This is a genomic window from Streptomyces sp. NPDC051684 (assembly GCF_044453445.1).
In the GTDB taxonomy this organism is placed as follows: Bacteria; Actinomycetota; Actinomycetes; order Streptomycetales; family Streptomycetaceae; genus Streptomyces.
On the sequence record NZ_JBITCS010000005.1, the window covers coordinates 154,282 to 168,896 of the forward strand.

Sequence of the window (14,615 nt, forward strand, 5' to 3'; positions counted from 1 at the left end):
CTTAGCGGGAGGCGCCGCTGGAGGCGGCGGGGAGGTGAGGGGGCTGGGAGGCGGGGGAGTCGCCCTGGGGCGCTTCGCCCCGGTCCCCATCGGACACCGGCGCACCGGCTCCCATGTCGCGGGACACACCGACGCCGCGCACCAGACCGAGCCGGCCCAGGGCGATGTAGGCGACGAACGCGAAGACGACCGAGTTGATGCTGGGCAGGCCCCAGTCGACGAACTCGCCGACGCAGAAGGCGAGCACCCACACGACGAGCGTCGCCGGCACCCAGGTCGGCGCGGTCGTGGGCAGTGTGCCCGCGGCCCGCGAGGCCTCCAGGTCGCCGCGCCACCGTTTGACCACGAAGTATTCGGCGATCATCACGCCCGCGATGGGCGGGAAGGCGACGCCGAGCAGCGTCAGGAAGTCGGCGAACCGGTCGAGGATGCCGACGGCCGCGAGGAGGCTGCCGACGACGCCGAGCAGGACGGTGACGGTGGCCCGGTTCACCTTGCGGCCGAATACCGACTCGATGAAGTTCACGACGCCGAGGCCCGAGCTGTACAGATTCCAGTCGTTGATCTTCAGCGCGCCCATGATGACGACGAGCGTGCCGACCCAGCCCACCGAGGACACGGCGATGGCGGTCACGTCGGCGGAGCGGGTGGCGTGCGCGAGGAGGACACCGGCGAGCCCGACCACGTACTCACCGAGCGAGATGCCCACCACGATCTGCTTGACGACGTCGGCGGTGGTGCGGTTGAAGCGCGTCATGTCGGGCGTGATGATGGCGCCCGCGATGGCGCCGCCCGCGACGAGCGTCGTGCCCTGGACCAGGGAGAGGTGCGGGCCGGGCGGCGCCGAGGCGACCAGGTGGCCGAGGTCGTAGCGCGTCAGCTCGTGCACCGTGGACCAGCCGACGAGCAGCAGGAACGCGGGCACGGTGACGTACGCCGCCCAGTTCATGGAGCCGAAGCCCCACAGCACGACGGCCGTCACACCGAGCCCGAACAGGACCGACCACACGGGCGCGGGGAACACCCCGACCAGCCCGGCGAGCGCGTCGGCCGATATCGCGGACTGGATGCCGAACCAGCCGATGAGGCTGAGCGCGATGGCGAGCCCGATGAGCGAGGACCCGACGCGGCCGAAGCCGGTCCAGCGGGCGAGCACGGACGTCGGAAGTCCGTCCCGTACGCCGATGATCCCCACGAAGATCGAGAGCACCTCGACGATCACCGAGCCGAGGGTGAGCGCCCAGAACGCCGTCCAGAAGTCCATCCCGAAGCCCAGCGTCGCCCCGAGCACGAACTGGCTGAGCCCGGAGATCTGCCCGAAACGCTGGAGGGCTACGGACCACCAGCTGTAACGGGCGGTGGTGGGCACTCTGGTCAGGGCGTGGTCGTCCACCCCGACGGCGCGTGCGGCGGCCATCGAACCTCCAAGCGACTGCGGTTGCCCGCACGCTACGGCGGCCGCCGCACGGGCGGGGTGGGCGCAGTGCCCGGTGGGACGGAGGTGGCTGTGCAGAGTGCACGGTGAGGTTTCGGGGTGTGCCAGGGGCGCATGCCTCGCGGCTCGGGCTCAGGGAGCGTGGTTCAGGGGCGACGCCCCGTGCAGCCCACGATCCGGTCGATCAGTGGCGCGTCGGCGGGTGTCTCGACCGGCGGCCCCCACAGCTCCGGCAGGGGCGCCGCCGCCACGAAGCCGGAGACGTGGTCGTGGCAGGCGCGCAGCGTCTCCTCGGGCAGGTCGAAGGGCTGCCCTGTGGCCCGGGCCAGGTCCCAGCCGTGCACCACCATCTCGGTGAGCGCGACCTTCCCCCATGTCACGTTCGGCAGCGTGAACCCCGGCCCTTCCGTCTCGCCCTGCCAGGCCTCCGGGTCGTCCCAGGCGTCTCCGAGCGCCCGCACGCTCTTCTCCGTGCTCTGGCGCCAGTCACCCGGCTCCGCGGACCCGGGCGTCTCCTTGCGGGCGAAACCGGTGAACGCCCGCGCCGCGTCGTCGACGTGGGCGATGAGCTCGCGCACGGAGTACTCGGTGCAGGGGGTGGGATCAGACAGCTGCTCGTCGGTCACCTTGCTCAGTACCTCGGTCATCCGGCCGCAGGCCGGCTTCAGGTCGATCACGGAAGGTCCTCCTCGGGTGGCACGCGGTGCTGATACTGGTGCAGACCGTTCCGAGGGCCCGAACTCATCGGCACGCCCGGCGTGTTGTATGTGAGGCTGAGGCCATGGATCCGACGCATGGCGAACTCCGCGACAGGCTGCAGACCGACCGCCCGCACTCCGCCCGGGTGTGGAACTACCTTCTCGGCGGCAAGGACAACTACCCCGTCGACAGCGAGGTCGGCGAGGCCATCCTCGCCACGTTCCCCGAGTTCGCCACCGTCGCGCGGCTGCAGCGGCAGTTCCTCGTGCGGGCGGTGCGGTTCCTGGCGGGAGAGGCGGGCATCCGGCAGTTCCTCGACATCGGCACGGGCCTGCCCACGGCCGACAACACGCACGAGGTGGCCCAGCGCATCGCCCCGGACAGCCGGATCGTGTACGTCGACAACGACCCGCTGGTGCTGACCCACGCGCGGGCCCTGCTCACCAGCACCCCCGAGGGTGCCTGCGCCTACCTCGACGCCGACGTGCGGGACCCGGAGCGGATCCTGACCCAGGCGCGCGAGACCCTGGACTTCGACAGGCCGATCGGACTGACCCTGCTCAGCATCATGGGGCAGCTGTCCGACGAGGACCGCCCCGCGGAGGTGGTGTCCGCGCTGCTCGACGCGCTGCCGTCCGGCAGCTACGTCGCCCTGACCGACGGCACGGACACCAACGACGCGCTGAACAGGGCCGTCGCCGGCTACAACGAGCAGTCGGTGCACACCTATCATCTGCGGTCACCGGAGCGGATCGCCGCGTTCTTCGACGGCCTCGACCTCGTGGAGCCCGGAGTCGTGCACACATCGGCCTGGCGCCCGGACCCGGACGCCCCGCGGCCCGAGGCGTCCGCGGTCGAGGCGGCGATGTGCGGGGTGGGACGCAAGGCGTGAGGGTGTCCCGGAGGTGGAGCGCTACTTGCGCTCCACCTCCACGAAGGCCAGCGGGTCCTGGCCCGCGTTGACGACCTCGTGCTCGCTGCCCGCCGACCGCGCGTAGGAGCGCCCCGCGTGCAGCTCGTTGCGCGTGACCGTGCCGTCCGGGGTGATGACATCCGTGTGGCCGTCCGTCACCGGCACCACCACGTAGTCGTACTCGTGCACATGGCGGCCGGTGCTCTGCCCCGGCTCGAAGTCCCAGCGGGTGACCCGCGTGCGCTCGTCCTCGTGCTGCACGGTGGCGCGGGCGGTGGTGGTCATGGTGTGCGCTCTTTCCTCCGGAGACATGGTGGCTCGCAGGCTAGCCGGTTCACACCGCGAAGAGCTGCTCCAGGTCGGCGAAGGCCTTGAACTCAAGGGCGTTGCCCGCCGGGTCGAGGAGGAACATCGTCCACTGTTCGCCCGGTTCGCCCTGGAACCGTACGTAGGGTTCGATCACGAAGTCCGTGCCGGCGGTGGTGAGCCGCTCCGCGAGCCGCTGGAACTCCGGCACCGGCAGCACCAGGCCGAAGTGCGGCACCGGTACCTCGTGCCCGTCGACGGGGTTGGTGCCCGCGCTCCTGTCGCGAGGTGTCCCGTCGCCGACCTGATGGGTGACCACTTGGTGGCCCCCGAAGTTCCAGTCGATCCACCGGGTGTCCGAGCGTCCCTCGGGGAAGCCGAGCACCTTGCCGTAGAAGTCGCGGGCAGCCGCGAGATCGTCGACCGGGATGGCGAGGTGGAAGGGTGCCAGCGACATCGGGAACTCCTTGTGCGTCAGGTGGGCCGGGGCCCAGAGATCCCTGTCCCGGTGGGCGATTCGGTATGCGTGACTACGTCACTCAACGCAGGGCCGCCTCCTCCTCGTCCTGGGTCTGCGCCGCTCCCGGCCGGGGCGCCGGCACCGACACCAGCGGTGGCTCGGTCGCACACGGCCGGGACCGGGCAAGGGCGCTGAGGCCGAAGGTGAGTGCCGCGTTCAACACCACCGTCAGCAGGCCCGCGTTGACCCCACCCAGGTCGGGTTCCAGCACGTAGAGGACCAGGGACGCGGCGACACCCGCGATCATGCCGGTCGCCACCGCCCAGGCCCGCACCCGGCGGAAGAACAGCAGGGCGAACCAGCCGGGGATGAGCTGGCCGAGCAGGTAGTACGTCAGGTTGAGCACGGTCAGCATCAGCGACGAAGCGGTGAGCGTCAGGACGGCGGCCGAGACGAGGAACACCGCGACCGCCAGCGTCGTCCACCGCCGCTGGGCCTCCGGGCGCAGGTTCGGCGCGAGGTTGCGGGAGACGATGCCGCCGATCGACAGCGCCGTCACCGCGAGCACCAGCACCCCGGACAGGCCGGCTCCGCCCGCGACGACACCCACCAGCCAGTCCGGCAGCACATCACGGACGACGTCCATGAACACCGTGTTGGGATCCGCGACATGCTTCCCGGCCGTGTACGCGAAGTAGGCCGTGGCCACGAGGAACGGGTACATCAGCATGTACGACGGCATCCACACCGTCGAGGACTTGATGGCCCGCTCGGAGCGCGCGGTGAAGATGTAGGCCGCGGAGAAGCCGAGGTAGAAGGTGACCGCCTGGAAGACGATGGTGGTCAGCGCGAACACCATCGGGCTGCCCGCCATCGTGACCTGCGCGCGCGGCACCGCCGCCGGATCGGTGACCGCCTCGACGCCGCCGCCCGCGACGAGCGCGGCGACACCCGCCGCCACCACGCCGAGCACCATGAGCCCGTCCTTGAGGATGGACACGAACGCCGGGGATCGGACCCCGGAGACGGCGACGTACAGGAACGCCATGACGCCCGCGAGGATCACCGCCTGCACCGGCGTGATCGGCAGACCGAGCGCCGTCAGCACCACCTGCATGCCGATGAACTGGTACTGGCCCCAGGGGACGAGCGCCACCAACAGGGCGAACGCCGTGATGAGTTCGAGGCCGCGGCTGCGGAAGTGGCGGCCGAACACGTCGGGGATGGTCATCGCGTCGTAGCGGACACCGGCCCGCCAGATCAGCGGCGCCACGTAATAGCCGAGCGGATAGGCCAGCAGGATGTAGCCGAGGAACCAGACGCCGTAGCTCGCGCCCTTGGCGTAGATGCCGGCCGGGAAACCGATCATCGTGCCGATGCTGTAGACCTCGCCGACCGCGAGGAAGTACAGCAGCCACGGCGGGAACGACCGGCCCCCGACGAGGTACTCGCTGATGGACACCTTGCGGATGCCGCGCCGGGCGCTGAACGCCACGAGGACCGAAAGGACCATGATGACGAAGAAGACGGTGGCGATCACCGGGACACCTCTTCCGATTCCGAGCCGTTCGGTGTGTCCTCGGGGTAGTGCTTCCGGTCCATCCGCCACGCCAGCTTCAGACAGAGGCTGGTCAGGGGGAACCAGGCGAACACCCACAGGAACAGCAGGGGGATGCCCGCCACGTACACGTCCGTGTTCGCGAGCAGTGGCATGACGACGAGGAGCGCGAACGCGGGGACGCCGAGGCCCAGCCACAGGCTGCGCGGCAGTCGGCGGGTGGGTTCGGTCGGTGGTGAACTCATCGCGTGCCTCCGGGAGTTCGCTCCCATGCGACGTCGCCGCCGATGACCGTCGCCTCGACCGTCAGATCGCGCAGGCTGCGCTCGCCGCCCGCGGTGGGGTCCTCGGACAGGACCGTGACGTCGGCCAGCTTGCCCGGCTCCAGGGTGCCCTTGCGGTCCTCCTCGAAGGCCAGCTTCGCGGCCTCGCTGGTGTAGGCGCGCAGCGCGGTCTCCGCGTCGACCCGCTGCTCGGGGCCGAGCCGATGCCCGTCACGTGTCATGCGGTCGACCGCGCACCACATGCCCTCCAGCGGCGGCACGGGCACCACGGGCGTGTCCGAGTGCAGGCCGAACGTGACACCGTGGCGGCGCGCGGAGGCCAACGGGTCGATACGGGACGCCCGTTCGGCGCCGAGGAAGCGGTCGCGGTGCCGGTCGCCCCAGTAGTAGACGTGCTTGACGAAGAACGAGGCGTGCACCCCCGCCCGCGCCATGTCCGCCAACTGCCGCTCGCCCGCCATCTGGCAGTGCTCGATGCGGTGGCGCCGGTCCGCGGACTCCGGGTCGAGCCCGAGCTTCTGGTACGCGTCGAGGATGGCCTGGATCGCGCCGTCGCCGTTGCCGTGCACGGCGACCTGCCAGCCTGCCTCGTGCAGCGTCGCGATCCGCCGGGACAGGTCGTCCGGCGGGAAGATCAGCAGCCCGTGCTTGTCCGGGGCGCACGCGTAGCCGTCCGAGACGCACCCGGTCAGGCCCTGGATCGAGCCGTCCGCCCACATCTTGACGCCGGCCACCCGGAACGCGTCGTCCCCGAGCCCCGCGACGGCCGACTCCACCGGGCTCAGGCGCCCCTCGGCCAGCTCCGGGAACAGGTCCTGCACGAGATACGCCTGGACGCGGTTGCGGAAGCGGCCGGTGAGCCGGGCCCTGCGGTAGGCGTCGAGTTCGCCGGGACCGCCCATCAGGCCGAGCCCGGTGTCGTGGACGGTGGTGACACCCGCCGCCAGGTACGCGTCACCGGCCCGGCCGAGGGCGTCGGCGAGGTCGTCGATGTCCGGGTGCGGCATGCCCGCGTACGCGGCGAAGGCGGCGGTCTCCGCGAGGACGCCGGTCGGCTCGCCCTTCGCGTCGCGGACGATGACGCCGCCGACCGGATCGGGGGTGTCGCGGGTGATGCCCAGGCGTCCGAGGGCCGCCGAGTTGAGCACACAGAAGTGGCCCGAGATGTGTTGCAGACACACCGGATGCTGCGGCGAGACCGGGTCCAGGTCGGTGCAGGTGGGGTGCCGGTCGTCGGCGAGGAGTGTGTCGTCGTAGCGGTAGCCGCGGATCCACTCGCCGCGCTCGGTGTGTCCGGCGGCCTGCTCCACGCGGGCCACGATGTCGGCGATCTGGTTGTTCGGCGGACTGCCCGCGTCGACCTCCGCGGCGAGGGTCAGGCCGAAGAACGTGGGGTGGTTGTGGGTCTCGATGAACCCTGGCACCGCGCACTGCCCGCGCAGATCGCGCAGCGTCGTGGCGGGACCGGCGAGCGTCAGGATGTCGGCGTCCGAGCCGACGGCGAGCACCTTGCCGTCGCGGGCCGCGAGCGCGGTACCGGTGTGCCCGGCGCGGTCCAGGGTGCGCACGGTGCCGCCGTACAGGATCGTGTCGGCGGCGTGCAGGGGATCGGCGGGGCGGGAGAGCGGACTCGGCACGGATGATCACCACCAGGGGAGAGGGACGCAGGAGAGAGGGACGGGGGCGCAGTCCGGGGCGCCCGCACCGACAGCGGGCGCCCCGGAGGTGGCCGCAACAGCGATCAGACGTAGTCCCGGTACTTGTCCAGGTGCCTGACCGGCTTCGACAGGGCGTCGCGGCGGAACGGGTCGCCCAGCTCACGGGTGGTCATGACCTCGATGACGGTGGTGCGTCCCTCGTTCATCTGCGCCGCGACCGCCTTGCTCAGTGCCGGGCCGACGTCCTCGAGCCGGTCCACGATCACGCCGTCGGCGCCCATCGCCTGGGCGATCCCGGCGAAGGACTCGCTCTCCAGCTCGCCCGCGACGAACCGGCGGTCGTAGAAGTCGACCTGGTTCTTCTTCTCGGCCCCCCACTGCCGGTTGTGGAACACCACCGCGGTGACCGGGATGTCGTGCCGCACCGCTGTCATGATCTCGCCCATGCTCATGCCCCACGCGCCGTCGCCCGCATAGGCGACCGCGGGGCGCTCGGGCGCCGCCAGCTTGGCACCGATGATCGTCGGCAGGGCGTAGCCGCAGTTGCCGAAGGACATCGGGGCGAAGAAGGACCGGGGTTCCTCGAAGCGGAGGTAGCTGTGGGCGATCGAGTTGATGTTCCCGATGTCGGTCGAGACCATCACCCGTTCCGGCAGCGCCTTTTCCAGCTCGCGCAGCACCTGGCGCGGGTGCAGCCAGGAGCCGTCCTCGCCGTCCTGCTCGGCGATCATGTCGAGGCTGTACGGGTCCGTCTCGTGGATCCAGCCGTCCAGCTCCTTCTCCCAGGCGTCCTTCTCCGCCTGGATGGTCGCCGAACGCCGGGCGCGGGTCTGCTCGCAGACGAGGTCACGGCCGTCGAGCCGGTGCACGAGGGCCTCGGCCGCGGCGCCCGCGTCCCCGCAGATCCCGACCTCGATCTTCTTGACGAGTCCGAGCATCCGGTGGTCCGCGTCAATCTGGATGATCTTGGCGTCCTTGGGCCAGTACTCCATCCCGTACTGCGGCAGTGTGCCGAACGGGCCGAGCCGGGTGCCGAGCGCGACCACCACATCGGCCTGCGCGAGCAGCTTCATGCCGGCCTTGGAACCCTGGTAACCGAGCGGCCCGCACCACAGCGGGTGGCTCGCGGGGAACGAGTCGTTGTGCTGGTAGGAGTTCACGACGGGCGAGCCGAGCCGTTCGGCCAGCGCCTTCGCCTGCTCGACCGCGTCGCCCATGACCACGCCGCCACCGGAGATGACGACCGGGAACTCGGCCTCGGCGAGCAGCCGCGCCGCCTCCTCCAGGCTGCGCTCGCCGCCCGGGCCGCGGTCGAGCCGGGACGGGCGCGGGATCTCGGCCTCGATGTCCCCGTAGAAGTGGTCGCGCGGGATGTTGAGCTGCGTCGGGCCCAGTTCGCTCATCGCCCGGTCGAAGGCGCGGCCCGTCAGCTCCGCCATCCGGCGCGGATTGTTCACGTGCGCCTGGTACTTGGTGAACTCCTCGAACATCGGCAGCTGGTTGGTCTCCTGGAAGCCGCCGAGCCCCATGCCCATCGTGCCCGCCTCGGGCGTGACGACGACGACCGGTGAGTGCGCCCAGTAGGCCGCCGCGATCGCCGTGACGCAGTTGGAGATGCCCGGCCCGTTCTGGCCGATCACCACGCCGTGCCGGCCACTGGCCCGCGCGTAGCCGTCCGCCATGTGGCCCGCGCCCTGCTCGTGCACGACCGGGATCAGCTGGATGCCGGCCGGTGCGAAGATGTCCATCGCGTCCATGAAGGCCGAACCCATGATGCCGAAGATGTCCTTGACGCCGTGCGAGACGAGGGTCTCCACGAACGACTCGGATGGGGTCATCCGTTGCACGCCGGCGGCCACCTGGCGGCCGTCCTCGGTCGTGAACTGGGGTTGGGGCGCACTGCTGGTCATGGAGTTTCCACCCTTCGACGTGCTGTCGGTCCTGGTGCGGGGTGGCGCATGTTCGGTGGGGGAGAGCGAATTCCGGGATCCGGTACGCGGTGTTCCCAAAAGCGGGACACGTCGAGGACCGTAGAGCGGGCGTCTCGGCAGCGTCAACCGTGCGTACCGAATTCCGGGACGGGCTGCTACGTTCAGGGGCTCAGTAACTGGCAGTCACCGCAGGAGAGTTGAGGATGGTGCACATGGAGGACGGAACGCCGGCCCTGCGCCTGTTCGCCCTGCTGGAACACATCGCCCGCACCGACCGCCTGGTCACCCTGACCGAGCTGGTCGCCGAGACCGGCCTGCCCAAGCCGACCGTGCACCGGATGCTGCAACAGTTGGAGGGCGCGGGCCTCCTCGACCGGCAGGGCGACGGCCGCCGCTACGGCGCCGGCGGACGGCTGCGCACGTTCGCCGAGGACCTGCTCAGCCACGGCACCCACCACGCGGCGCGGCACGCGGTGCTGCGTCACCTCGTGGACGAGATCGGCGAGACCTGCAATCTGACGGCTCCGGCCGGACCGGAGGTCGTCTACCTCGACCGCGTCGAGACCCCGGAACCGCTGCGGTTCGCGCTGCGGCCCGGGTCCCGCGTGCCGGTGCACTGCAGTGCCAGTGGAAAGCTGATCCTCGCGTTCCTGCCCGCTGTCCAGCGCCGCAAGATCCTCACCGCGGCCCCGCTGAAGGCGTTCACCGCACGTACCCGCACCGACCCCGACGTCCTGGAGGCGGAGCTGGAGCAGGTGCGCAGGGACGGATTCGCCCTGGACGACGAGGAGTTCCTGCCCGGCCTGGTGTGTGCCGCGGTGCCGGTGCCGCGTCGGCCGGGCGACGATCCGTCGGCGTCGCGGGTGCGTCAGTGCGTGGCGCTCCAGGCGCCCGTGGTGCGGGTCGACGTGGAGCGGGCCGTGAAGCTGGTGCCGGCGCTGCGGCAGGCGGCCGAGCGGATCGCGCGGATCGAGGCGGACTGAGGCGGGCGGGCCGAGATGAGCCGGCCGGAGCCGGCGGCCCGTGTCTCACGTCGGTGGCAGCAACTCCCGTACCACCTCGCCCAGGATCGCGATCCCCGGCTCGATGACGTCGGCCCGTGGCGCCGCGAAGCCGACCCGGAAGTGCCGCAACGCATCGGGGTCCGGGCCGTCGAGGAAGAAGATGTCACCGCGCTCGATCAGCACACCCCGCTCGCGCGCCCGCCGCACCAGCTCCCGGCAGTCGAGCCCCCGCGGCCCCGACATCCACAGGCTCGCCCCGCCCGGCGCCGGTGAACTCGGCCACGGCAGCGACGCGTTCACCGCGTCCCGCATGAGCCGCCACTTCCTGCCGAGGCGCGCCCGGCTGCGCCGCACCGCCCACTGGTAGTCGCCCGACTCGATCAGCAGGCCGAGCGCCCGCTGCAGATGACCGGAGGGATGCCGCACCGAATAGCGGCGCAACTCCCGCAGGTGCGCGACGAGTTCGGCGGACCCGACGAGATAGCCCAGTCTGAGGCCCGGCGCGAGGAACTTGGAGAACGTGCCCAGGTACACCACCTGCCCCGTGGCGTCCTGCGACTTGAGCGCGGGCGTGGGACTGCCCGCGTAGCGGAACTCGCTGTCGTAGTCGTCCTCCACGACGACCGTCCCCGCCTCCCGCGCCGCCGCGAGCAGCGCGCGCCGTCGCGCCGGGCCCAACGTCACGTTCGTCGGATGATGGTGACTGGGCGTCACATGCAGCAGGTCGACGCCGCGCAGGGTGTCCGGCGGGCGCAGCCCGTCCGCGTCCATCGGCAGCGGGTGCAGCCGCGCCCCGGCCCGCAAGAAGATGTGCCGCGCGTCCAGATACCCGGGGTCCTCCACGGCGGCCACCGAGCCGGGACCGAGCAGTGCCCGCCCCAGCAGATCGAGCCCCTGCTGCGAGCCGATGGTGATCAGCACCTCGTCCGTCTCCGCGGCCACCCCGCGTGCGGGCAGCAGATGTGAACGGACCATCTCCACCAGCAGGGGATCGTCGTCCGCCACGCAGTCCTGCAACGACCAGGCGGCGTGCGGCCGGTCGAGCGCCCGGTTCAGGGCGCGCGCCCAGGCCCGCGCCGGGAACGCACGCGTGTCGACCTGCCCGGCGGGAAACGGATACGGGTAGCGCGCCCAGTCGTGATGCTTCTCGATGTGCGGAAGCTCGTCCCCTTCGCGCCCGCGCAGCCGCCCCGACCAGTCGAAGCCGTGCTCCTGCGGGGGCGCGGGATCCGGCTCCGGACGCAGCGGCATCCTCGGGTTGACGAAGAGGCCGGACCGGGCCCGGCTCTCCACGAACCCCTCGGCCACCAGCTCCTCGTACGCGGCGGTGACCGTGTTGCGGGACACCCCCAGCTCCTGGGCCAGCAGCCGCGAGGACGGCAGCCGCCCGCCCGCATCCAACCGCCCCGACGCGATGCCGTGCTCGATGGCCTGCCGCACCTGCCGGTACAGCGGCTCCCCGCGGCCCCGCTCGATCTCGATCAACGTACGTGGCATGTACCGCCTCCGTCTCGCCGTCGGCCTGGCACCCTCAGCGTGCACGCAACTGGACCTGTTGCGGTCACCGCCTCGTTCGGCACGGTAGCCGTGGTGGCCCCGGCGCACGAGAGTGCCCGGCCGAAGCCACCCACTTCGCAGGCGCTGCCCAGACGTCGCAGCCTGCGCCCCAACTCGTGTCGAGCGCGCCGCACCACGCCTGTCGCACCGCGTCCGTGCCGCCAACCGGGCCGGACCAGAGGGGAGTCGCACCGTGAGGATCGGTATTCCGCGGGAAGTCAAGAACAACGAGTTCCGCGTCGCCCTGACCCCCGCCGGGGTCCACGAACTGACCGCACACGGCCACACCGTCACCGTCGAGGCGGACGCGGGGGCCGGTTCGTCGCTGCCCGACGCCGACTACGCCGAGGCCGGCGCCCGGGTCCTGTCGGAGGCCGACGACGTATGGGCCGGGGCCGACCTGGTCCTGAAGGTGAAGGAACCGGTGGCCGAGGAGCACCACCGGCTCAGCGCCGACCAGATCCTCTTCACCTACCTCCACCTCGCAGCCTCCCGCGCCTGCACCCAGGCACTGCTCGACGCCGGTACCACCGGAGTCGCCTACGAGACGGTGCAGGCCGCCGACGGCTCGCTGCCGCTGCTCTTCCCGATGTCCGAGGTCGCGGGCCGGCTCGCGCCACAGGTCGGCTCGTACCACCTGATGCGGGGCGGCGGCGGGCGCGGCGTCCTGACGGGCGGTGTCTCCGGCACTCGCCCGGCCCGCGTCGTCGTCATCGGCGCCGGAGTCGCGGGCATGAACGCCGTCGCCGTCGCCACCGGCATGGGGGCGGACGTCGTGCTGCTCGACACCGACCTGAACAAGCTGCGCGCCGCCGACCGGATGTACCAGGGCCGCATCACGACCCTCGCCTCGAACCGGCTCGCCCTCGAACAGGCCGTGCTCGACGCCGACCTGGTGATCGGAGCCGTCCTCGTCCCCGGCGCCAAGGCACCCCGCCTCGTGAGCAACGACCTCGTCGCCCGCATGAAGCCCGGCGCCGTGCTCGTCGACATCTCCGTCGACCAGGGCGGCTGCTTCGAGGACACCCGGCCCACCACCCACGCCGACCCCGTGTACCGGGTCCACGACACCCTCTTCTACTGCGTCGCCAACATGCCCGGCGCGGTCCCGCACACCTCGACCCACGCCCTCACCAACGCCACGCTGCCCTACGTGCAGGCCATCGCGGACCACGGACTGCGCGCCGCCGCGGCCGGCGACCCGGCGCTCAAGCGGGGCATCAACACGCTCGGCGGTCGACTCACCTACCGGCCGGTCGCCGAGGCCCACGACATGAAGCACGTCGACGTCGACCAAGCCCTGCTGTGACCACCAAGGCGTACGCGAACGTGACCGCGAAGGAGCGCACCATGCCCCAGGACCCCACCCTGCGTGTCAAGGCCCAGCGTCACCTCGGCCCGCACTTCACCCGCAAGGACAGCTGGTACGACACCCCGCCGCCGGTCTACGTCCGCGGCGAGGGCTGCTACCTCTACGACGACGAGGGCAGGCGCCACCTCGACGGCCTCTCCGGACTGTTCTGCGTGAACATCGGCCACGGCCGCGGCGATGTGGTCGCCGCCGGTGCCAAGCAGATGGAGACCCTCGCGTACTCCACCAACTGGGGCGCGGCCCACCCGCCCGCCATCGAGGCCGCGAGCCTGATCGCCGAACTCGCCCCGGGCGACCTGGACGTGACGTACTTCGTCAACTCCGGTTCGGAGGCGGTCGAAACGGCCATCAAGTTCGCCCGGCAGTACCACCGCTCGCAGGGACAGCCACAGCGCACGAAGATCATCAGCCGGTCGATGGCGTACCACGGTGTCACTCTGGGAGCCCTGTCGGTGACCGGCCTCCCCAAGATCCGCGACCCCTTCGGCCCACTCCTCCCGGGCATCCGGCACGTCCCCAACACCCTTGGAGTCAGCGGAGATTGCGGCCCCGCGGCGGAACTCGACTGCGTCCGCGCCATCGAGCAGGCCATCGCAGAGGAGGGCCCGGAGACGATCGCCGCCGTCTTCGCCGAACCCGTGCAGAACGGCCGCGGCGCCCTCGTCCCGCCCGAGGGCTACTGGCGCGAACTGCGCCGCATTTGCGACCGGCACGGCATCCTGCTCGTCGCCGACGAGGTCATCTGCTCCTTCGGCCGGCTCGGCCACTGGTTCGGCAGCGCCGCCGAGGGCGTCGTCCCCGACCTGATCACCTTCGCCAAGGGAGCCACCTCCGGGTACGCCCCGCTCGGCGGCGCCATCGTCCGCGAGCCCCTGGTCCGCGGCCTGTACGACTCGCCGCTCGGCGGCACGTTCACGCACGGAGCGACCTGGGGCGGGCACCCGGTGTCCACGGCGGTCGCCGTCGCCAACATCGGCGCCATGCGCGCCGAGGACGTCCCCGGCAACGTACGGGAACTGGGCCCGACCCTGCGGGCCGGACTCGACGAGATCGCGGCACGCCACCCGGTCGTCGCCGACGTCCGTGGCACCGGCTTCTTCTACGCGGTCGAGTTCACGGCCGACCGGGACAGCGGCCGGGAGTTGACCGAGGACCAGTCGACACGGATCCTGCGCGAGGTGCTGCCGGACGCGATGCGCCGCACCGGGGTGATCCTGCGGCCCGACGACCGCGGCGCGACGATGCTGATGGTGGCTCCGCCGCTGGTCGCGGACCGGGCGGTGCTCGGCGAACTCCTCGAAGGGGTGGAGGAAATGGTGACCTCGGTCGCCCGCGCCGTGGCCTGAGCCCTCGTTCGTTTCGACCGTGTGAACGCTTCGTTGAACACGCCCGACCGGGCCTTCGGGTGTGCCAAGACTGTCCGTCGGCGCCGCATGAT

13 protein-coding genes are annotated in these 14,615 nt (G+C 71.3%); 4 read left to right on the forward strand and 9 right to left on the reverse strand.

Going from position 1 to position 14,615, the window contains the following annotated elements:
* Position 1 precedes the first annotated feature (1 nt).
* Positions 2 to 1,417: a purine-cytosine permease family protein gene (locus ACIA8D_RS08325; protein ID WP_399229922.1), complete on the reverse strand. Its 1,416-nt coding sequence runs from the start codon at positions 1,415 to 1,417 to the stop codon at positions 2 to 4.
* Positions 1,418 to 1,581: 164 nt separating this feature from the next.
* A complete protein-coding gene (locus ACIA8D_RS08330; protein ID WP_399229924.1) occupies positions 1,582 to 2,112 on the reverse strand; it encodes a TIGR03086 family metal-binding protein in 531 nt (176 codons plus the stop codon).
* 104 nt (positions 2,113 to 2,216) lie between these two features.
* On the opposite strand from ACIA8D_RS08330, the gene ACIA8D_RS08335 reads away from it, so the two are divergent.
* Positions 2,217 to 3,026 carry an SAM-dependent methyltransferase gene (locus tag ACIA8D_RS08335; RefSeq protein ID WP_399229926.1) on the forward strand — a complete coding sequence of 270 codons (810 nt, stop codon included), beginning with the start codon at positions 2,217 to 2,219 and terminating at the stop codon, positions 3,024 to 3,026.
* Positions 3,027 to 3,047: 21 nt separating this feature from the next.
* On the opposite strand, the gene ACIA8D_RS08340 is transcribed toward ACIA8D_RS08335, so the two are convergent.
* The 6 genes from ACIA8D_RS08340 to xsc form a co-directional block, all read right to left on the reverse strand.
* The gene (locus ACIA8D_RS08340) at positions 3,048 to 3,332 is read right to left on the reverse strand and encodes a cupin domain-containing protein (protein ID WP_399229928.1); all 285 of its coding nucleotides are present in this window, start codon (positions 3,330 to 3,332) and stop codon (positions 3,048 to 3,050) included.
* A 49-nt stretch (positions 3,333 to 3,381) separates the two neighbouring features.
* Positions 3,382 to 3,810: a VOC family protein gene (locus ACIA8D_RS08345; RefSeq protein WP_399229930.1), complete on the reverse strand. Its 429-nt coding sequence runs from the start codon at positions 3,808 to 3,810 to the stop codon at positions 3,382 to 3,384.
* An 82-nt stretch (positions 3,811 to 3,892) separates the two neighbouring features.
* Positions 3,893 to 5,353, reverse strand: coding sequence for a sodium:solute symporter (locus ACIA8D_RS08350; RefSeq protein WP_399229932.1), 1,461 nt, complete (start codon positions 5,351 to 5,353; stop codon positions 3,893 to 3,895).
* On the reverse strand, positions 5,350 to 5,616 hold the full coding sequence (locus ACIA8D_RS08355; RefSeq protein ID WP_399229934.1) for a DUF3311 domain-containing protein: 267 nt from the start codon (positions 5,614 to 5,616) through the stop codon (positions 5,350 to 5,352). Before ACIA8D_RS08355 ends, ACIA8D_RS08350 begins: the two co-directional genes overlap by 4 nt.
* Positions 5,613 to 7,292, reverse strand: coding sequence for an amidohydrolase (locus ACIA8D_RS08360; protein WP_399229936.1), 1,680 nt, complete (start codon positions 7,290 to 7,292; stop codon positions 5,613 to 5,615). Before ACIA8D_RS08360 ends, ACIA8D_RS08355 begins: the two co-directional genes overlap by 4 nt.
* 104 nt (positions 7,293 to 7,396) lie before the next feature.
* Positions 7,397 to 9,223 carry a sulfoacetaldehyde acetyltransferase gene (xsc, locus tag ACIA8D_RS08365; RefSeq protein WP_399229938.1) on the reverse strand — a complete coding sequence of 609 codons (1,827 nt, stop codon included), beginning with the start codon at positions 9,221 to 9,223 and terminating at the stop codon, positions 7,397 to 7,399.
* Positions 9,224 to 9,456: 233 nt separating this feature from the next.
* Between xsc and ACIA8D_RS08370 the strand changes: the two genes are divergently transcribed.
* On the forward strand, positions 9,457 to 10,227 hold the full coding sequence (locus ACIA8D_RS08370) for an IclR family transcriptional regulator (protein WP_399229940.1): 771 nt from the start codon (positions 9,457 to 9,459) through the stop codon (positions 10,225 to 10,227).
* Between the two features lie 45 nt (positions 10,228 to 10,272).
* Here the strand turns inward: ACIA8D_RS08370 and ACIA8D_RS08375 are convergent, their stop codons facing one another.
* On the reverse strand, positions 10,273 to 11,745 hold the full coding sequence (locus ACIA8D_RS08375; protein ID WP_399229942.1) for a PLP-dependent aminotransferase family protein: 1,473 nt from the start codon (positions 11,743 to 11,745) through the stop codon (positions 10,273 to 10,275).
* A 253-nt stretch (positions 11,746 to 11,998) separates the two neighbouring features.
* On the opposite strand from ACIA8D_RS08375, the gene ald reads away from it, so the two are divergent.
* Entirely contained in the window at positions 11,999 to 13,114 is a 1,116-nt protein-coding gene (ald, locus tag ACIA8D_RS08380) for an alanine dehydrogenase (protein ID WP_399229943.1), read from the forward strand.
* Positions 13,111 to 14,523, forward strand: a complete 1,413-nt coding sequence (locus tag ACIA8D_RS08385) for an aspartate aminotransferase family protein (protein WP_399229945.1) — start codon at positions 13,111 to 13,113, stop codon at positions 14,521 to 14,523. The genes ald and ACIA8D_RS08385 overlap by 4 nt, the downstream gene beginning before the upstream one ends.
* The last annotated feature ends 92 nt before the right edge of the window (positions 14,524 to 14,615 follow it).